The organism is Paraburkholderia sp. BGA-UO-ETr-F12, assembly GCF_059567945.1.
The window spans coordinates 95,736-113,357 of record NZ_JCAQOZ010000066.1; the positions used below are offsets into that span (position 1 = coordinate 95,736).

Annotated in this window: 18 protein-coding genes; 11 read left to right on the forward strand and 7 right to left on the reverse strand. The window is 62.8% G+C overall.

Annotation, left to right across the window (positions count from 1 at the left end):
- Positions 1-7 precede the first annotated feature (7 nt).
- Genes catC through catB2 form a run of 3 tightly spaced genes read right to left on the reverse strand, consistent with a single transcriptional unit; the run spans position 8 to position 2,433 of the window.
- A complete protein-coding gene (catC, locus tag AC57B6_RS33945) occupies positions 8-298 on the reverse strand; it encodes a muconolactone Delta-isomerase (protein WP_028198671.1) in 291 nt (96 codons plus the stop codon).
- A gap of 21 nt (positions 299-319) precedes the next feature.
- Positions 320-1,228, reverse strand: coding sequence for a catechol 1,2-dioxygenase (gene catA, locus AC57B6_RS33950; protein WP_030103332.1), 909 nt, complete (start codon positions 1,226-1,228; stop codon positions 320-322).
- 47 nt (positions 1,229-1,275) lie between these two features.
- The gene (gene catB2 / locus AC57B6_RS33955; protein ID WP_178369795.1) at positions 1,276-2,433 is read right to left on the reverse strand and encodes a muconate cycloisomerase CatB2; all 1,158 of its coding nucleotides are present in this window, start codon (positions 2,431-2,433) and stop codon (positions 1,276-1,278) included.
- Positions 2,434-2,535: 102 nt separating this feature from the next.
- Between catB2 and AC57B6_RS33960 the strand changes: the two genes are divergently transcribed.
- Positions 2,536-3,423, forward strand: a complete 888-nt coding sequence (locus AC57B6_RS33960) for a LysR family transcriptional regulator (protein ID WP_028198668.1) — start codon at positions 2,536-2,538, stop codon at positions 3,421-3,423.
- Positions 3,424-3,474: 51 nt separating this feature from the next.
- Here AC57B6_RS33960 and AC57B6_RS33965 read toward each other — a convergent pair whose 3' ends face one another.
- Positions 3,475-4,395: a LysR family transcriptional regulator gene (locus AC57B6_RS33965; RefSeq protein ID WP_106356830.1), complete on the reverse strand. Its 921-nt coding sequence runs from the start codon at positions 4,393-4,395 to the stop codon at positions 3,475-3,477.
- Between the two features lie 104 nt (positions 4,396-4,499).
- Between AC57B6_RS33965 and AC57B6_RS33970 the strand changes: the two genes are divergently transcribed.
- Genes AC57B6_RS33970 through AC57B6_RS33980 form a run of 3 tightly spaced genes read left to right on the forward strand, consistent with a single transcriptional unit; the run spans position 4,500 to position 7,624 of the window.
- Positions 4,500-5,783 (forward strand): aromatic ring-hydroxylating oxygenase subunit alpha, encoded by a 1,284-nt coding sequence (locus tag AC57B6_RS33970; RefSeq protein ID WP_030103336.1) that lies wholly within the window; start codon positions 4,500-4,502, stop codon positions 5,781-5,783.
- On the forward strand, positions 5,780-6,280 hold the full coding sequence (locus tag AC57B6_RS33975) for an aromatic-ring-hydroxylating dioxygenase subunit beta (RefSeq protein ID WP_496422981.1): 501 nt from the start codon (positions 5,780-5,782) through the stop codon (positions 6,278-6,280). The genes AC57B6_RS33970 and AC57B6_RS33975 overlap by 4 nt, the downstream gene beginning before the upstream one ends.
- Positions 6,281-6,307: 27 nt before the next feature.
- Positions 6,308-7,624 (forward strand): MFS transporter, encoded by a 1,317-nt coding sequence (locus AC57B6_RS33980; protein ID WP_496422982.1) that lies wholly within the window; start codon positions 6,308-6,310, stop codon positions 7,622-7,624.
- Between the two features lie 7 nt (positions 7,625-7,631).
- Here the strand turns inward: AC57B6_RS33980 and AC57B6_RS33985 are convergent, their stop codons facing one another.
- Positions 7,632-9,134 (reverse strand): PAS domain-containing sensor histidine kinase, encoded by a 1,503-nt coding sequence (locus AC57B6_RS33985; protein ID WP_496422983.1) that lies wholly within the window; start codon positions 9,132-9,134, stop codon positions 7,632-7,634.
- 249 nt (positions 9,135-9,383) lie between these two features.
- On the opposite strand from AC57B6_RS33985, the gene AC57B6_RS33990 reads away from it, so the two are divergent.
- The 5 genes from AC57B6_RS33990 (at position 9,384) to AC57B6_RS34010 (ending at position 13,483) form a co-directional block, all read left to right on the forward strand.
- Positions 9,384-10,565: an acyl-CoA dehydrogenase family protein gene (locus AC57B6_RS33990; protein ID WP_496422984.1), complete on the forward strand. Its 1,182-nt coding sequence runs from the start codon at positions 9,384-9,386 to the stop codon at positions 10,563-10,565.
- A gap of 48 nt (positions 10,566-10,613) precedes the next feature.
- Positions 10,614-10,991: a hypothetical protein gene (locus tag AC57B6_RS33995; protein WP_028198661.1), complete on the forward strand. Its 378-nt coding sequence runs from the start codon at positions 10,614-10,616 to the stop codon at positions 10,989-10,991.
- A 23-nt stretch (positions 10,992-11,014) separates the two neighbouring features.
- The gene (locus AC57B6_RS34000; RefSeq protein ID WP_144195226.1) at positions 11,015-11,530 is read left to right on the forward strand and encodes a nuclear transport factor 2 family protein; all 516 of its coding nucleotides are present in this window, start codon (positions 11,015-11,017) and stop codon (positions 11,528-11,530) included.
- The gene (locus tag AC57B6_RS34005; protein ID WP_216751891.1) at positions 11,527-12,654 is read left to right on the forward strand and encodes an amidase; all 1,128 of its coding nucleotides are present in this window, start codon (positions 11,527-11,529) and stop codon (positions 12,652-12,654) included. The genes AC57B6_RS34000 and AC57B6_RS34005 overlap by 4 nt, the downstream gene beginning before the upstream one ends.
- 85 nt (positions 12,655-12,739) lie before the next feature.
- Positions 12,740-13,483, forward strand: coding sequence for an SDR family NAD(P)-dependent oxidoreductase (locus AC57B6_RS34010; RefSeq protein WP_028198658.1), 744 nt, complete (start codon positions 12,740-12,742; stop codon positions 13,481-13,483).
- On the opposite strand, the gene AC57B6_RS34015 is transcribed toward AC57B6_RS34010, so the two are convergent.
- Positions 13,473-14,123: a response regulator transcription factor gene (locus AC57B6_RS34015; RefSeq protein WP_496422985.1), complete on the reverse strand. Its 651-nt coding sequence runs from the start codon at positions 14,121-14,123 to the stop codon at positions 13,473-13,475. The two genes, AC57B6_RS34010 and AC57B6_RS34015, sit on opposite strands and share 11 nt — an antisense overlap.
- A 295-nt stretch (positions 14,124-14,418) precedes the next feature.
- Between AC57B6_RS34015 and hpaC the strand changes: the two genes are divergently transcribed.
- Entirely contained in the window at positions 14,419-14,958 is a 540-nt protein-coding gene (gene hpaC, locus AC57B6_RS34020; RefSeq protein WP_106356769.1) for a 4-hydroxyphenylacetate 3-monooxygenase, reductase component, read from the forward strand.
- 43 nt (positions 14,959-15,001) lie between these two features.
- Here the strand turns inward: hpaC and AC57B6_RS34025 are convergent, their stop codons facing one another.
- Positions 15,002-15,934, reverse strand: coding sequence for a LysR substrate-binding domain-containing protein (locus AC57B6_RS34025; RefSeq protein WP_030103345.1), 933 nt, complete (start codon positions 15,932-15,934; stop codon positions 15,002-15,004).
- A gap of 353 nt (positions 15,935-16,287) precedes the next feature.
- Here AC57B6_RS34025 and AC57B6_RS34030 point away from each other — a divergent pair, with 353 nt between their 5' ends.
- Positions 16,288-17,601 carry an MFS transporter gene (locus AC57B6_RS34030; RefSeq protein ID WP_496422986.1) on the forward strand — a complete coding sequence of 438 codons (1,314 nt, stop codon included), beginning with the start codon at positions 16,288-16,290 and terminating at the stop codon, positions 17,599-17,601.
- Positions 17,602-17,622: the final 21 nt, after the last annotated feature.

Consider the following 17,622-nt stretch of genomic DNA (forward strand, 5'->3'; position numbering starts at 1 on the left):
TGCGCCCTTAGCGATCGTCGTCGTGGATCGACGAAGCATGCCGGCACAGCGCACGCACTTCGACGTCCATATACGGAAACAGCGGCAACTGGCTCAGCACGTCATGCAGATGCGCGGGGCTTTCCACGTCGAACACGCTGATATTCGCGTAGCGCCCGGCGATACGCCACAAGTGCCGCCACACGCCCTCCTGCTGCAGCTTCTGCGACATCGCTTTCTCATCGGACTTCAAACGGGCGGCGCGCTCCGCGTCCATATCGGACGGCAGATTGACAGTCATCTCTACGTGAAACAGCATGCTTGCTCTCCTTTTCTTATCTCAGGCTTCGGCGCGCACGCGCTCCACTTCGGCGCCCGGCAGATTGTCGCGTTCCTTGAACAGCGTGAAGTCGAAATCGATCAACGCGAACTGACCGTCCACGCCGTACGGTTTGCCTTCCGCCCCCTCGGCCTGCCTGACGGCGGGCACGAGCCCGTCGCGCGTGGCAAACGCAAAGTCGTCCCACAGATACGGATCGCCGTCGATGTTGATCTGGGTGGTCAGCTTGCGGAAACCCGGCGCCGAAACGAAGAAGTGAATATGCGCCGGACGATGCCCATGGCGGCCCAACTGATCGAGCAGCAACTGCGTCTGCCCTTGCGGCGGCACCGAGTAACCGACCGGCACCACGCTGCGGAAGCTGTACTTGCCTTCGGCATCGGTGCGAATCGAGCGGCGCAGATTGAAAGCCGGCTGCGACTTGTCGAAGTACGAGTAGTTGCCGAGGTGATTCGCGTGCCACACCTCAACCAGCGCATTCGCCAGCGGCTTGCCGTCTTCGCCGAACACGCGGCCGCGCATCACCAGCGTCTGACCCGGATCGGTGCCGTCATCGAGTCGCGCGTGGCCGTCGGAAACCGGCGCGCCCGCCACATACAACGGTCCTTCGATGGTGCGCGGCGTGCCGCCTTCGACGCCGGCCTTCGCTTCGGCTTCGTCCATGCGCAGATCGAGAAAATGCTCGAAGCCGAGACCGGCGGCCAACAGACCGAGCTCGCCGCTCCTGCCCGCGTCGCCGAGATAATTCAGCGCGGTCCAGAACTCGTCCGGCTGCACGTCGAGGTCTTCGATCGTATAGAACAGATCCCTGACGATGCGGTTGACGATCTGCTTCGTGCGCGGATTGCCTTCATTGATGGCGCTGTCGTTGATTTTTTGCAGCAGCGCGTCGATGGCTTGCTTGTTCATGGGGTATCTCCTTCGTTTGATGTTCTTGGCGGTTAGCGAATGAACCGTCAGTTCATGGTGATGCTTGCGCCCTTGCGCGTATCGCGCCGTAAGCGGTCGATCTTGTCCCAGTCGAGCGTGATGCCCAGACCCGGTCCTTGTGGAAGATGCAAAACAAAATTCTCGTAACGCAGCGGTTCGGTGAGAATCTCTTCGGTCAGCAGCAACGGTCCGAACAGTTCGGTGCCCCACTTCAATTCGCCGAAGGTGCTGAAGAGTTGCGCCGAGGCGATCGTGCCCACCGCGCCTTCGAGCATCGTGCCGCCGTACAGGTCGATATTCGCGGCGAGCGCAATCGCCGCCACATTCGCGGCGCCGCTCAGGCCGCCCGATTGAGCGATCTTCACGGCGAACACATCGGCGGCACGCGCGCTCGCCAATGCGAAGGCATCGGCCGGCCCATGCAAGGCCTCGTCCGCCATGATCGGCACCTGAGCGAGATCCGTCAGACGTTTGAGACCCGCGCGATTCTCCGCGGCAATCGGCTGCTCGATCAGCGCAACGCCTGCCTCGGCGAAGCGTTTGCCGGCCCAGATCGCCTCGGACTCGGTCCATGCCTGGTTCACGTCGACCCGCACTTCACCGCGCCCTTGCAGCGCTTTTTGAATCGCCACAACGTGCGCCACGTCGTCGGCCAACGCTCGCGAACCGATCTTCAGCTTGAACACGCGATGCCGCTTCGCTTCGAAAACGCGCTCGGCTTCGTCGATATCGCGGGTCGTGTCACCGCTCGCGAGGGTCCACGCCACGTCCACCGAATCGCGGATGCGCCCGCCGAACAGTTCCGACAAAGGCACGCCGAGGCGCTGCGCCTGGGCATCGAACAAAGCGGTTTCAACCGCCGACCGGGCAAAGCGGTTGCCCTGAAACAAGCCGCGCAGCGTGGCCATTGCCGCGCCTGGCCGGGTCGCGTCGAGGCCCTTGAGCAGCGGTGCGAAATACGTATCGATGTTGACCTTGATACTTTCCGGGCTTTCTTCACCGTAGGCGAGCCCGCCGATGGTCGTGCCCTCGCCCACACCGACCACGCCGTCGGCGCAGCGAATGCGCACCAGCACGAGCGTCTGGCAGTTCATCGTCGCGACCGACAGGCGGTGCGGACGAATCGTCGGTACGTCGACGAGAATCGTCTCAACGCTCTCGATCTTCACGGGTGTTGCTATCATTCCTTGCCCTCCTGAACTGCTTTCCTGAGAGCACCATAGTAGAAATAACCCGCGAAGCAGTCCAACACCGATTCCGACTACTTCCATACCTTAGAGGTATGCATGGAACTTCGCCAGCTCCGCTATTTCATCGCGGTCGCCGAAGAAATGAACATTACGCGGGCCGCCAACCGCCTGCATATGACGCAACCGCCGCTCAGCCGCCAGATCCAGCAGATCGAGGAAAGCGTCGGCCTCGCGCTGTTCGAACGCGGTTCACGGCCGCTGCGTCTGACCGAAGCCGGCCGGATTTTCTATACGCAGGCGCGGCGCCTCGTCGATGAAGCAGACGAACTCGCGCCGCTTACCCGGCGCCTCGCGCAACTGGCCGAGCGCATCGTGATCGGCTTTGTGCCGTCCACGCTGTATGGCGCGCTGCCCGCGGTGATTCGTGCGTTTCGCGAGGCCGCGCCGCATATCGAACTGTCGCTGATCGAAATGTTCACGATCGAACAACTCGGCGCCCTCAAAGGCGGCCGTATCGACGTCGGTTTCGGCCGCTTGCGTTTCGACGATGCGCAATTGGCGCGCGAGGTGCTGGTCGAAGAGCGGATGATTGCCGCGCTGCCGCAAGACCATCCGCTCGCACGCCAGAAGAAACCGCTGACGCTTGCGGCGCTCGCGCAGGAAACGCTGATCGTCTATCCGAGCACGCCACGGCCGAGTTATGCGGACCAGCAGCTATCAGCGATGCACGATCACGCACTGGAGCCCAGGGCCGTTCATGAAGTGAGGGAGTTGCAAACCGCGCTAGGTCTGGTCGCGGCGCAAGTCGGCGTGTGTCTGGTGCCGGAAAGCGTGGAGGGGTTGCGCGCCCATGGCGTGGTGTACCGGCCGGTGCCGGCGGCCAATATCGCGTCGCCGATCATCATGAGCCGGCGGCTGCAGGACGAGTCGCCGACCACCACGTTGTTGTGTTCGCTCGCGCGGGAGTTGTTCAAACGAGTCTGAAATCTCAGTCGGCGTGCTGCCGGTCCGCTCGCGCCCGTCGATTTCGCGAGCTCAACGTTCGTCGAACCGCCGCACGATATCGCCCATCAGATTGCGCAACCATACGTTGCCTTCGTCCTGATCGAAATGCTCGTGCCAGTGCATGGTGACGGCCGCCATTGGCAACGTGACAGGCAAGTCGTAAAGCTGAAAGCCGCCGTCCCGATTGAAAATCTGGGCGAGACGCCGCGGCAGCGTGGCGAACAGATCGGTCACGGCCAGCACGCTCGGCAAGGCCACGAAATGCGGCAACTCCAGTGCGATATGCCGGCCCACACCTTGCGCGCGAAACGCGTCGTCGAGCGCATAGTGGCTGTGCTCAACCGACGTGATCTGCACGTGCGATGCATCCAGAAACGCCTTCATGTCCAGCTCTTTCGTACGCGGCAAGCCGCGCCGCTTGCGCGTCATGCACACGTAAGTCTCTTCGAACAACGGTTGATGACGCGTGCGCGCGGTCAGTGCGGGCAGATTGCCGATTGCAAAGTCGAGCCGGCTGCCGCGCAATGCGTCTTCGATTTCTTCTACCGGCAATGGCTCGATGCGCAATTTCACGCGCGGCGCCTGCCGATGCAAGGCTTCGCAAATCGGCGGCAGGTAAGCCAACTCCCCTGCATCGGATAGCGACAAGCGGAACGTGCGCGTGCTCACCGCCGGATCGAAATGCTCCGCGTAGCGCAGCGCTTCACGCACCGTATCCAGTGCCCGCGCGACGATGCCCGACAGTTCGAGCGCGATCGGCGTGGGCTGCATGCCGGCGCGCGTGCGAATGAACAGCGGATCGTCGAACAGGGTGCGCAAGCGCCCCAATGAATAACTGATCGCCGGTTGCGACAACGCAAGGCGCTGACCGGCCCGCGTGAGGCTGCGCTCCTCGACGATCGCCTGAAAAACGCGCAGCAGATTGAGGTCGACGTGGTCCAGTGAATTCATCGAGATATCCATGAGATTGATCTTATATTTTATTTTAGATCAATTTGACGCATATCAGTCGCTCAGCGAGACTTTGCTTCATCGATCACCCACAGACCACTCCAATGAGCGATTCCTCCTATCAGACCGTCGATGCGAGCGCCTTGTATCAGCGCGCGCAATCCGACCGCGTCGCCCCATCGCTGTACTACGATCCGGCGGTTTTCGAAACCGAGCTCGAGCGCATTTTCTACAAGACGTGGATCTGGGTCGCGCATGAAAGCGAATTGCCGAATCCGGGCGACTTCCGCACCACCACGATCGGCCGTCAGCCGGTGATCGTGGTGCGTGACAAGAGCGGCGCCGTGAACGTGCTGCAAAACCGCTGCCGCCATCGCGGCGCGACGGTGTGCGAGCAGCACAAGGGCAACGCCAAAGGCTTCACGTGCCCGTATCACAGTTGGACCTATGGTCTCGACGGCGCATTGCGCGCGCTGCCCTATGGCGACGGCTATGAAGGCGTGATCGATAAGACCGAGTTGCCTCTCGCGAGCCTGCGCGTGGGCATCTATCAAGGTCTGATCTTCGCGAGCTTCAATCAGGACATTGAACCGCTCGAGGATTTTCTCGGTGGCGCGAAGCCATGGATCGACCTGTTCATGAAGCAAGGCGCGGGCTATCCGATCAAGGCCAACGGCGAACATCGCTTCCGCTTCAACGGCAACTGGAAGATCCAGCTCGAAAACACCACCGACCTGTATCACTTCCCAGTGGTCCACAAGTCGTGGATGAAGTCGATCGACGACGAAACGGCAGCCGCCATCACGAGTTTCATGACGAGCGACCAGGCATTTTGCCGCTCGCTCGGCAATGGTCATAGTCTCGCGGTGCTGGTGCCGGAACTCGTCGATCTCGATCACGACGACGGCGCACCGATTCCCGAACGGTTCGAGGAACTCGCCGCCACGCTCGCGAAAAAGCACACGCCCGACGAAGTGCGCCGCATCGTACGATCGTTGATGGGGGTCGGCTTCAATCTGAATCTGTTTCCGAACCTTGCGCTGTCGATGGCGTTTTTCCGCGTGCTGCGGCCCATTTCCGCGAACGAAACTGAAATTCGCCACGTGGCTCTGGCGATGGATGGCGGCCCCGAAGAAGCGAACCGCGTGCGTCTTCGCATTCACGAACACTTCCAGGGCCCGTTCGGTTTCGGCAGTCCGGACGACGCCGAAGCATGGGAACGCGTGCAGCGCGGCTCGCATGCCGGCCCCGATCTGCCGATCCTCGTGAACCGCGGTCTGAATCGCGAAAGCACCGCGCCGAACGGCGAAAAGACCGCGCACGCCACCGATGAAACCGGCATGCGCGAGGCTTACGCGCAATGGCGCACGATGATGGAGCAAGCATGATGGACCAGAAGAACACACTGTTCTCGCAGCAGACCTTTGCCGGCGCGATCGAACTGATCTGGCGCGAAGCCGAGTTGCTGGACCGCAAGGACTATCGCGAGTGGCTTTCGCTGTGGGATCCGGCGGGTTTCTATGTGGTGCCGATCGATCCCGCCACCACCGATTTCGCCGCCACGCTGAACTATGCCTACGACGACCAGGACATGCGCGAGAAACGCGTGCAACGCATGACGTCCGGCTACTCGGCCTCGGCAAGCGACGCCGCGCGCACCGTGCGTACCGTTTCGCGCTTCACGCTGACGAGCGATACGAGCGACGAGGTCGAGGTGAGCTCGGCACAGATCGTCGTCGCGTACAAGCGCGGCAAGTCGACCCTGTTCGCAGCGGATCTCACGCACCGCATCAGTTTCGCGAGCGGCGAGCCGCGTATCGCCCAGAAGGTCATCCGCCTGATCGATTCGACCGAGGCGCTTAGCGCCATCGGGTTCCTGCTGTAACCGACGCCCCTACCAGCGAGCACCACGATGCCAAACGACACGTTTTCTCCCACGGCCGGCTCGCCCGTCGCGCCCGCGGTGCCGGCCACCTCGCGCACCCTGCGGCGGATCATCGTCGCCTCCGTGCTCGGCAACGCGCTCGAATGGTATGACTTCTTTCTGTACGGCACGGCGGCGGCCCTGATCTTCGGGCCGCTGTTCTTCCCGCTGCACGGCGATCCGCTGATGGGCACGCTGGCCGCCTTCGCCGGCTTCGCGATCGGCTTCGTGGCGCGCCCGCTGGGCGGCATCGCGTTCGGCCACATCGGCGACCGTCATGGCCGCAAACGCGCGCTTGTCGTGACGCTGATGATGATGGGCGTGGCCACCTTCGGCATCGGTCTGCTGCCGACTTTCTCGCAGATCGGCTTTCTGGCGCCCGCCGCACTCGTCTGTTTGCGGATCGTCCAGGGCATCGCGTCGGGCGGCGAATGGGGCGGCGGCGTGCTGCTGATCAGCGAGAGCGCGCCGGCCAATCGCCGCGGCTACTATGCCTCGTTCAGTCAACTGGGCGTGGCGGGCGGCTTCGTGCTGTCGGCGGCGGCGTTCTATCTGGTGCAGCGTTTGCCGGCCGGGAGCTTCATGTCCTGGGGTTGGCGCGTGCCGTTTCTCGCGAGCGTGCTGATCTTCGGCGTCGGTGTCTATATCCGCCGGCGTCTGCCGGAGAGCCGCGACTTCAGCGCGGCCAAACCGAAGCACATGCCGGTGCTGACCGTACTGCGCAATCACCCGAAGCAGGTGGTGCAGGCCATGGGGCTGCGAGTCGCCGAAAACGGCGGCACGTACATCTTCCTGTCGTTCGTGCTGGTGTACGGCAAGACGATCGGCGTGCCGGTTTCGGTGATGCTCGGCGGCGTGATGGTCGCCATGCTGCTCGAACTCGTCACGATCGTGCTGTGGGGCAGACTATCGGATGTGATCGGACGCCGGCCGGTGTATCTGATCGGCGCGCTCGGCCTTGTCGTGATTGCGTTTCCGGCTTTCTGGCTGATCGATACGCACGAACCGCTGCTGGTGTTTCTGTCGCTGGCGCTCGGCCTGCCCTTCTGCCACGGCGCGATGATCGGCACGCAGCCCGCCTTGATGGGCGAACTCTTTCCTACCGAGGTCCGCTATTCGGGCATGGCGCTGGGCCACGAAATCGCTTCGGTATTTTCCGGCGGACTCGCGCCGCTGGTCGCGATCGCGCTGTATTCGAAGGTGCATGCGCCGTGGCCGGTTGCGTTGATGCTGGCCGGCTTCGGTCTCATCACCGCGATCACCCTTGCGACCATTCCGAAACACGTCAGCACGACGCATGATTGAAATGCGATCAGCCGCGAGGCGCGACCACCAGCGGCAGCGTAAAGCTGCATTGAAGGCCGCCTTGCCGCGCCGGTTTGGCCCAGATTTCGCCGCCATGCCGCGTGACGATGTTCTTGCACAGCGACAAACCTATCCCGTTGCCGCCCGCCTTCGACGAAGAAAAACCGTCGAACAGCCGTCCATGAGCGTCGGCGGCCACGCCAGGGCCGTTGTCGATCACCTGCGCCAGCACGAGCTTGCCCCGCATGCTGGTGACAAGGCGCAACTCACGGCGCTGTGTAATCTCATTGATGCCTTCCAGCGGGCATTGGGTCAGCGCCTCGATCGCATTGAACGCCAGATTCAGCACCACCTGGCCGATCAGCACACGCTCGCAGTACACCGGCAACGCTTCAGACGCCTGCTCGATCGAGACCGTCACGCCCGCCTCTCTCGCCCGCAATTCGACGAAGTACGCGACGTCCGCGACGATGTCGCGCAGATCCGCATACGTCTCGCTCGATTCCCGCTTGACGATGTAATCACGCACGCTCTTGATGATGAGCGCCGCGTGCTCGGCCTCACGATCGGCGCTACGCAAGCCCCACAATGCGTCGTCGATCGAATCGGCTTGGGCGAGCCGCCGGATCGCGCCTTCGATGAAATTGCGCACCGCGGCGAGCGGCTGACTCAACTCGTGTGCAATGGCGGTCGCCATTTCTCCCATCGCGTTGTAGCGCCCCGCGTATTCCAGCAATCGGGCCTCGTGACGGCGCGCCTCTTCAACGGCGACTTCGTCCGTGATATCGCGAAAGTGCAGCAGGCGGCCGTTGAGGTCGTCTTCGATTTCAATTCTTCTGCAGGTGATGCGCAACCAGCCGGGCGTGCCGTCGCGGCGCGTGATGCGATAACGCTGCGGCGCCGAAGGCTGAATACGCGGCGCGACGGCGAGTTGTTCGAGCAGCCGGTCGCGATCGGACTCGCTGCAATAGTCGAGCACGTCGCCCATTGGCGCCCCCTCTTCCAGACCCAGCACGCGCCGTCCGGATTCGCTGACGAACTCCACTTCGCCCCTGGGTGTCAGAACGGCGACGCCCTCACTCAGATCCTGCATGAATTCCCGCAACCGCGATTCGTAGCGGCGCAGCGTCTGCTTGAGCGTGTCCTCGGCGCTGATATCGCGGAACTGCACCATGACCACGGCCCGATTACGCAGCGGCACGTAGGTGGCAATCGCCTCGGACAACATGTCGACCCCGTTACGCGAGCGGTAGCACCACTCGTAGACCTGTGGGCCTTCGGTAATGGCACGGTCCATGGCGCCGACGCCGATCTCGCGCCGGTACTTCGGCACCGGCCGGGTCATGTCTTTTGCCTTGAGCGGCAGCAGTTCTTCGAGCGTAAAGCCGAGCGCCTCGCAGGCCGCGCGATTAGCCCAGACAATTGCCTTCGTGTCGGCGTCATGCAGCAGCACACACAGCGTGAGCGCGTCGAGCAGGCGGTGGAAATCTTCTTCGGCGGGGAAATTCATCGGGCGAGACGGCAGAGAAATTCGATCACGTATGGCATGGAACATAACACCAGTTCGCCGGACTCGCGTCTGAAGATTTCTTTAGTTGCCCCCGGCGCGTTACCTAAAAAACGCCTACCGCGTCCCAATTGAAGCGTTCTTTTTGCATTTCTAGACTGACCTCACTCTGCACGCATCGTCATCCATTTCAGCGCCCGCGACCTGCTGCCCCGAGTTTCAGCCCATAACGAATCAAGGAGATGCCCCGCCATGTCAGACACCGCCACCGACACTGTTGCCGCCGACGCTTACGCCAGCCGCGAGGCAATACGCTTGCCGCTCGCCGATGTCATCGCCGAAATCGCCGTACGTCGCGAAGAGTTCGAGCGCCTGTCACATGTGCCGCGCGACCTGATTGCGAAACTCAAACAGGCAGGGGTGTATCGCGCGGCCACACCGCGGTGCTTCGGCGGCGACGCGCTCGCGCCCACCGCGTTCCTCGACATGATTGAACGCATCGCGGTCGCGGACGGCTCGGCAGCATGGGTGGCGAGTTTCGGCTCGGCCAACGTGTATCTCGCGGCGCTGCCGCTCGCCACTCAGGCGCACATCTACGCCGACGGCCCCGATCAGGTGTTCGCCGGCGGCCTGTTCCCGGTTCAAGCCGCGCAACCCGCCGACGGCGGCTGGCGCGTGAACGGCACCTGGAAGTTCGCGAGCGGCTGCAAGGGCGCGGATTGGCTTGGCGTGGGCATCGGCATCGGCACCGGCGCCCCGGGCGTACCCGGCAAACCTCGCACCGCCGTGTTTCGCCCGCATCAGGTGGAGATCGTCGAAAACTGGGACGTGGTCGGCATGCAAGGCACCGGCAGCCACGATCTGCGCGTCACCGATCAGTTCGTCGCCGACGACTGGACCTTCGTGCGCGGCGGCGAAGCGTGCGTGGACGAACCGCTGTATCGCTACCCCACGATCGCCTACGCGGCGCAAGTGCTGGCCGTGGTCAACCTGGGCCTCGCGCGCGCCGCACTCGATGTCGCCAACCAGATGGCTGGCGGCCGTAAGACCACCACTGGCGCGCCGCAACTCGCCGACCGCGCGTACTACCGGATCGAACTGGCGAAAGCCGAGGCGCAATTGCGTTCGGCCCGCGCGTTCTTCTACGACGCCACCGACACGGTCTGGCAATCGATCCTGGCCGGCAACCCCGTGACAGCGGAGCAAACCAGCCTGCTGCGCCTTGCCGCAACGCAGATCGCCCGCGAAGGCGCCGAGGTCGTGCAGCGCGCCTACCGGCTCGGCGGCACGATGGCGATCTACCGCACGCACCCGTTGCAACGCCTGCTGCGCGACGCGATGGTGGTCACCCAGCACGCGTTTCTCGGCGAAGGCAACTACGACGGCGCCGGCGCGGTGTTCGTCGGCGTCCCGCCGATTCCGGGCTACCTGTAAGCTATTTTTCGCCTTTGCCCTTCAAACGATTTCATGGAGAACCATCGAATGTCCGATAACCCGAAGCTGCCCTTGCGTGTTCTGTTCTGCTGCGGCGTCACGCAGAATTTCTTCGACTTGCCGCGCGAGAAGATCGGTGAAGTCTGGCAGGCCTACGGCAAGATGCTGGCCGCGCTCGAATCGATGGAGGGTGTCGACGTGCTCGGCATCATGGACGACGACCGGCTTACCGTCGGCAGCGCCGACAACGCACCGTGGACCTTCTACATCATGGCCGACGTGCGCGACTTCGATACGACGGTCGCGGTGTGCAATCTGTTTCGCACTACCCCGGTCGGCGAGTACAACCTGTGGCGTTATGGCAAGATCGAAGCGCGCGTCGGCCGCGCGCTGGCCGTGCCGCCCCAGCATGCCAACGCGGCCTGACGACAATGCCGGAGCACGACGCGATGAACGGGACGCCCGCTACGCTGGCCATGTTGACCGAACGGCTCGCCGCGCTCGAAGCCGAATCCGCGGTGCGCCGCACGATGGCGCGCTATATGGCGCTATGCGATGTGCCCTCGGGGGCGCTCGAAGGCGAGACGCTTGCCGCTCTCTTTGCTGAAGATGCGATCTGGGAAGGCATCGGCTCGCAGTACGCGAGCAAGTTCGGCCGCCTCAGCGGCCACGCGCAAATTCTCGCGATGCTGACGCGCTACCTGCCGCCGTCGCCGCATTTCACGGTGAATGTGCACTTCCTCACGTCGGAAACCATCGAGGTGCGAGGCGCAACCGCGAAAGGCCGCTGGATCATGCTGCAGGCGTCAGGCTATGTCGACGCGCCGGCCGAATTGATCTCGGCGCGGCTGGAGGTAGATTTCGCATCCGCCGGTAACGGCCGCGACTGGCTCATCAAACACTTTCGCACCGAACGTCTTTTCGATGCGCCCTGGCAAGTCAATGCGAGGAAACCGAATCCATGAATGAGTTTATCCAGACCTTGTCGTTAGGCGGCACCAGCCCCAGCATCGCGATCAAGGACACGATCGATATCGCCGGCTACGCAACCACGGCCGCGAGCCGCGCGTTGGCCGATACGCCTGCGGCCAACCAGCACGCGGAAGTCGTGGCACGATTGCTCGATGCCGGCTGGCATATTGTCGGCAAGGCCAATATGCACGAGCTCGCGTTCGGCATGACCGGTATCAACGACTACACCGGCACACCGCAAAATCCGCAGGACGCCGCGCGCATTCCCGGCGGCTCGTCGAGCGGTTCGGCGGCGGCCGTCGGTTTGAAACTGGCCGATGCCGCGCTCGGCACGGACACCGGCGGCTCGATTCGCGGCCCCGCTGCATGTTGCGGCGTGATCGGTTTGAAGCCGACCTACGGACGCGTATCCCGGCGTGGGGTGGCGCCACGTGAATCGACGCTCGATTGTGTCGGGCCGTTCGCGCGCGATATGCGGATGATCGTCGCCGCAATGCAGGCAATCACCGCCACCTTCGACTTGCAAGCCGCGCTGGCGCCACAAACCGGCGTGTGCAACGTCGGTGTCCTGCAGGTCGACGCAACCCCGGCGATCCTCAGCGCAGTTGCACGTGCAGCGGACCAGGCCGGTTGCAATGCTCGCACGGTGGAACTCCCGGGCTTTGCCGAAGCCTTCGAAGCGGGCCTCGCGATCATCAATGTCGAAACCTCGCACGCGTTCGGTCACCTCGTGGCGAGCGGCAAGCTCGGCGCCGATCTGGACGCACGGTTGCGCGCCGCGGCTAAAACCACCAGCGCGCAACGCGATGCGGCGGAATCGGTACGACGGCAATTCACCGCGGCGGTCGATCACGCGCTTGAAAGCGTGGACGTACTGATTCTTCCCACGCTGCCCGCGCTGCCCATCACGCTCGCTGAGGCACGCAGCGGCACCTCGGTTATCGGCATGTCGTCGCTGATCCGGCCGTTCAATCTGAGCGGCCATCCGGCACTGAGCCTGCCCTTGCCTGTCGACGGTTCGCCGCTCAAGGCGGGCTTGCAGATCGTTGGACGCAAAGGGGCGGATGAACAGGTCTGCGCGATAGCAGCACGCTTCGAAGCGGCACTCGCCGCGTGAAGTCGCGCAACGAAACCGGCAACACACCGGGCCGCAATGCATCAGGCCGCTACAGCAGCCGCAGTTTTCTCAAGGAGTAGAAGCAATGCAGAAGCGAGTTGTACTCGTTACCGGCGCCGCACGCGGTCTCGGTGCCGCGATTGCCACGCGTTTTCACGCAGCGGGTTACGCGGTGGCGATCGGCGACATTGCGTTCGACGCCGCGCAAGCCCTCGCCCATGAATTGAGCGCGGACGGTTCAAGCGCCTTCGCGCTGACTCTCGACGTCACTGCGAAACACGCATTCGAATCCGCCCGCGATGCAATCCTGCAACGTTGGGGCCGCATCGACGCGCTGATCAACAATGCGGGCGCATCCAAAGTCGTCCCGGTGATGGAGATCACCGCCGAGCAGTTCGATCAGGTGATCAACGTGAATCTGCGCAGCGTGCTGTTCGGCTGCCAGGTATTCGGCCAGTATTTCGCTGATGCCGGCGTAGGTCGCATCGTCAACATCGCCTCGCTGGCCGGCCAGAACGGTGGATCGGCAACCGGCGCGCACTATGCGGCGGCCAAAGGCGGCGTGATCACGTTGACCAAGGTGTTCGCGCGCGACCTCGGTGCAGCGGGCGTGACTGTCAATGCGATTTCACCCGGACCGATGGACCTGCCGATCGTGCACGAGAGCGTCACACCCGACAAGCTGAAGGCAGTCATCGCGAACATCCCTGCGGGACGTCTGGGCTCCGCGGAGTATGTCGCCGATGTCGCGATCATGCTGGCGGCTGAGCATGCTTACTTTGCGAACGGTGCGTGCTGGGACGTGAATGGCGGCTTGTTCATGCGTTGAATCCGTCCTGGTCCCACACGGCCATCACGTCGCGCACCAGCATCGCAATCGACGCCGCGCGGAGTTTGTCCTTGATGCTTGCACGATGTACGTCGACGGTCTTCACGCTGATCGACAGATCGGAGGCGATACGCTTGCTGCCCTTGCCGTCGATCACGCCGCGAAGCACTTCTTTCTCGCGTGCCGTCAGCGATTCCAGCCGCTTCTTCAACTCGCGCTGCTTCTGGTCGGCGGCGTGACGAGATTCAGCCAGTTTCAACGCGCGCTGCACGCGATCGAGCATTTGCTGAGAGTTATACGGCTTTTCGACGAAATCGATCGCACCGTTTTGCAACGCGCGCACCGACATCGGAATATCGCCGTGGCCGCTGACAAAAATGATCGGCAGCGTCGCGCCTTGGCGGTTCAGCTCCGCTTGCACGTCGAAGCCGCTTTGCTGCGGCATACGCACATCGAGTACGAGACACGCGGGCACGCCAGGATCGAAAGCGCTTAGGAATTCGCTGGCATTGGCGAAACCCGCCGACTTCACGCCCACCGATTCGAGCAGCCATGCAAGCGAGGTACGCATGCCGTTGTCGTCGTCGACGATGTAGACGATCGGTGCGGGGGACGCAGCGGACTGAGACGGGTGGGACATGGAGTAAGCCGGAGCGGTTCGGGAGTGTGCGATTCGAAGGTGCGATTCGAAACATCATGCCGGCTCATGATAACCAGCGGAAAAAGTGCTGCAAAGCGATAGTTACCCTGTAGCGCGGATAAATGTTCCCATGCCTGCCCTTCACGCGCTCGCGGTTCGAACACGCATTAGGGAAAGCTTTAGACGGATTGGGAAAGACGCGCCCCTGCTCACCGCTCGCGCCGATTTTTTTCCGGACCCGGATTGATTACGCTTGACTCCAGATCCCTGCCGCGACTCCCGAGGACTTTAGACCATGAAGCCGAATCCGCAACCGACTCCTGTCGCCGACGCTGAGCTGGCGACAAAACAGCAATTCCGTCAGGCCATGGCGCATCTGTCCGCGGCCGTGAACGTGATCACCACGGCTGGCCCGCATGGACGCTGCGGGGTGACTGCGAGCGCGGTGTGTTCCGTTACCGATACACCACCGACACTGCTCGTCTGCCTGAACCGTTCGAGTGCGATGCACGCCACCTTCGAGCGCAACCGTCATGTTTGCATCAACGTGCTGCCGGGCGAGCATGAACTGCTTGCGCGTCATTTCGCGGGCATGACGCAGGTGCCGATGGAAGAACGTTTTGGCTGGCCGATCTGGGACGACGGCACGCATGGCGTGCCGGTCCTGCGCGATGCGCTTGCGAGTCTCCAGGGTGAGATTGTCGACCTGAAGGAAGTGGGCTCGCACTCGGTGATGTTCGTCAAAACGACCTGTATCAGCGTACGCGCGGACGGCGACGGCCTGATCTATTTCGATCGCAACTTTCACCGCATCAAGCGCCCGGCGCCGCAGTGAGCGCGGCCGGACTATTGGAATGAAACCACGGCGCGTGGCTTGCTCAAACAACGCCCGCGCTATCGGTATCGAATTGAAACGACGGCACCGCCGCGACCGCTTCGACGAAACAGTCGATCAGATAATCGCAGGCCGATGTATTCAGCGCGTCGCGCCGCGAGATGATGCCCACCGACACGCGCGGCAATGGTTCACGCACCGGTATCGATATGATCCGCTCGCGAATCCAGTCGGTTTCCAGAAAACTCTTCGGACAACATGACAGCAGATTGCTTTTCACCGATAGCGAAAAACTCGCACTGAACGAACTGCACTCCACCACCACGTTCGGCGCCTTTGCGCCATGCCGCACAAAAAAATCCTGGAGCGACTGACCGATGCTTTCGGGCGTGGTGTTCAACATCCACTCCGCGTCTTCCAGCTCCGCGAGCGATTCGGCCTTCGCCAACGGGTGCCCTTTGCGCGCAGAAATGATCAACTCGCCTTCGAGCAAGGAGCGGAACACGAATTCCGGCGCGAGCTTCTTTTCATCCACGATAGCGATCACGAAATCGAGCGAGCCGTCGCGCAAGCGGGCCAATGCCGCCGTCAGAAAACCCTCCTGAACCGAGAGCCGCGTCTTCGGCATGCGCTGCCGGAACGAGTGAATGGCGCGCGACAGAAACTTGAGCGATACCAGCGGGGTGACCGCACACGACACGGTACCGCCCGCCTGACCGGATAGTTGAATCACATCGTCCTTTGCATGCTGCATTTCCGCGAGGATGAGTCTTGCGCGTGCGCACACGGCCTGGCCGAACTGGGTGAGTTGCGCACCACGCGCGCTGCGCGACACCAGCGGCACACCCAATTCCTGTTCGAGCTCGCGAATCGCCTTGGTCAACGCGGGCTGGGACAGGCACACCGTTCTGGCAGCAGCGCGAATGCTGCCGTGCTGGGCTATCGCCACTAATGCGCGCAACTGGTTGTATTTCACGGGTAAGCGGCCGGATAAGCGATTAGAGAGAAATGACCACGGTCGGCTTCAGTCAGCGGCTGACAGTTTGAATCGATGGTACACCGTGAGAAACGTGCCGGCCATGCTCCCAAATACCCATTGCCGTGCGCACCCATGAGCCTCGACGCCAGCCCCCGCCGGGCGCGATAACCCAGCGTTATCACAATAAGAAAAAGCAAATCCAGAACGCTTTTTTGACTCCCTAGACTTTTCCTGTCGTCGTCATTGAAGGCGCTCTGCTCGATAGTCTGTTCGATAGAAACACGCTCGAATCGAGTGCGCCGTGCTATCGAAGCATCACGGATTGATTCACCTCCAGAGGGATCCCGTTTATGAAGTCATCTTCACTCAGTTCCCCGCTGTACGACGCCAGTCAAAGTGCGGGGCACGGCGCATCGACCCGCGGACTGATCGTCGCGACTACCATCGGCAACGCGTTCGAGTTCTTCGACCTCACCGTCTACAGTTTCTTCGCCGTGCTGTTCGGCAAACTGTTCTTCCCGCTTGCTTCGTCGCAACAGCAACTATTGCTCTCCGTCGGCACATTCGGCATCGGCTTCATTGCACGGCCGCTCGGCGGGGTGCTGTTCGGCGTGCTGGCCGACCGCTTCGGCCGCATGGCAGCGATGAACCTGACGCTCGTAACCATGGCCGTCGGCACCGGCCTGATCGGTGTGATGCCCACCTACGCGCAAATCGGCATCGCCGCGCCGCTCGCGATCGTCGCCGCGCGTTTGCTGCAGGGCTTTTCCGCCGGCGGTGAGGTCGGTGTCGCAACTACGCTGCTCGCGGAACGCGCTTCTTCCGGCCGGCGCGGTTACATCACAAGCTGGCAGTTCGCGAGCCAGGGTGCGGCGGCGCTGGCCGGCTCGCTGGTGGGTTTTCTGCTGTCGCACTACCTCGACAAGGCGTCGCTCGAATCCTGGGGATGGCGCATTCCGTTTCTTGCGGGTGTGCTGATCGCACCGCTCGGCCTGTATCTGCGCTCGCGGCTGGGCGGCGAAGCGGACGCGCCCGCCGACTCCGCGCGCGAACCCGCCGGTGTACTGAAGACCGTTCTGCAACGCGACTGGCGCCTCGTCCTGGTGGCCCTTCTGCTGGTGGTGGGCGGCACCTCGGCGCATTTCATCGTGATCTATTACATGTCGACATATGCAATCAAGATGCTGCATCTGCCGATGGACGCCGCGCTCTGGTGCGGAATTCTCGCCGGCGCGGTGATGCTGGTGATGTCCCCGGTGGGCGGCATCTGGTCCGACATGTTCGGCCGCAAACGCGTCGCCTTCATTTCGCGTGTGCTTCTGACCGTGCTGATTCTGCCGGGGTTCTATCTGATCCAGCATTCGCCTTCGACGGGCACCTTGTATCTGGTGGTGTGCGCACTCGCCGCGCTGCATTCCGTCAACGCGGGCGCGAACGGCGCGATGCTGCCCGAGATGTTCCCGCGCAGCACGCGCGCAACCGGGCTTTCGATTGCGTACGCCGCGGGCGTGTCGATCTTCGGCGGCTTTGCACAATTCATCGTGACATGGCTGATCCAGGCGACCGGCAATCCGGCTGCGCCCGCCTGGTACGTCATTGTCTGCGGCGCGCTCTCGCTGGTCGCGCTGCTGTTCGTAGCCGACCGCACCCGTCAGGACATCTAGGCGCACGCGAGCGCGTCATTC

What these genes read in the sequence shown, in the direction of transcription:
- AC57B6_RS34015 (WP_496422985.1), bottom strand. Translation starts at nt 14,123, where the DNA reads ATGTCCCACCCGTCTCAGTCCGCTGCGTCCCCCGCACCGATCGTCTAC.
- AC57B6_RS33975 (WP_496422981.1), top strand. Translation starts at nt 5,780, where the DNA reads ATGATGGACCAGAAGAACACACTGTTCTCGCAGCAGACCTTTGCCGGC.
- catA (WP_030103332.1), bottom strand. Translation starts at nt 1,228, where the DNA reads ATGAACAAGCAAGCCATCGACGCGCTGCTGCAAAAAATCAACGACAGC.
- catC (WP_028198671.1), bottom strand. Translation starts at nt 298, where the DNA reads ATGCTGTTTCACGTAGAGATGACTGTCAATCTGCCGTCCGATATGGAC.
- AC57B6_RS33990 (WP_496422984.1), top strand. Translation starts at nt 9,384, where the DNA reads ATGTCAGACACCGCCACCGACACTGTTGCCGCCGACGCTTACGCCAGC.
- AC57B6_RS34030 (WP_496422986.1), top strand. Translation starts at nt 16,288, where the DNA reads ATGAAGTCATCTTCACTCAGTTCCCCGCTGTACGACGCCAGTCAAAGT.
- catB2 (WP_178369795.1), bottom strand. Translation starts at nt 2,433, where the DNA reads ATGATAGCAACACCCGTGAAGATCGAGAGCGTTGAGACGATTCTCGTC.
- AC57B6_RS33995 (WP_028198661.1), top strand. Translation starts at nt 10,614, where the DNA reads ATGTCCGATAACCCGAAGCTGCCCTTGCGTGTTCTGTTCTGCTGCGGC.
- AC57B6_RS33965 (WP_106356830.1), bottom strand. Translation starts at nt 4,395, where the DNA reads ATGAATTCACTGGACCACGTCGACCTCAATCTGCTGCGCGTTTTTCAG.
- hpaC (WP_106356769.1), top strand. Translation starts at nt 14,419, where the DNA reads ATGAAGCCGAATCCGCAACCGACTCCTGTCGCCGACGCTGAGCTGGCG.
- AC57B6_RS34010 (WP_028198658.1), top strand. Translation starts at nt 12,740, where the DNA reads ATGCAGAAGCGAGTTGTACTCGTTACCGGCGCCGCACGCGGTCTCGGT.
- AC57B6_RS33980 (WP_496422982.1), top strand. Translation starts at nt 6,308, where the DNA reads ATGCCAAACGACACGTTTTCTCCCACGGCCGGCTCGCCCGTCGCGCCC.
- AC57B6_RS33985 (WP_496422983.1), bottom strand. Translation starts at nt 9,134, where the DNA reads ATGAATTTCCCCGCCGAAGAAGATTTCCACCGCCTGCTCGACGCGCTC.
- AC57B6_RS34005 (WP_216751891.1), top strand. Translation starts at nt 11,527, where the DNA reads ATGAATGAGTTTATCCAGACCTTGTCGTTAGGCGGCACCAGCCCCAGC.
- AC57B6_RS33960 (WP_028198668.1), top strand. Translation starts at nt 2,536, where the DNA reads ATGGAACTTCGCCAGCTCCGCTATTTCATCGCGGTCGCCGAAGAAATG.
- AC57B6_RS34000 (WP_144195226.1), top strand. Translation starts at nt 11,015, where the DNA reads ATGAACGGGACGCCCGCTACGCTGGCCATGTTGACCGAACGGCTCGCC.
- AC57B6_RS33970 (WP_030103336.1), top strand. Translation starts at nt 4,500, where the DNA reads ATGAGCGATTCCTCCTATCAGACCGTCGATGCGAGCGCCTTGTATCAG.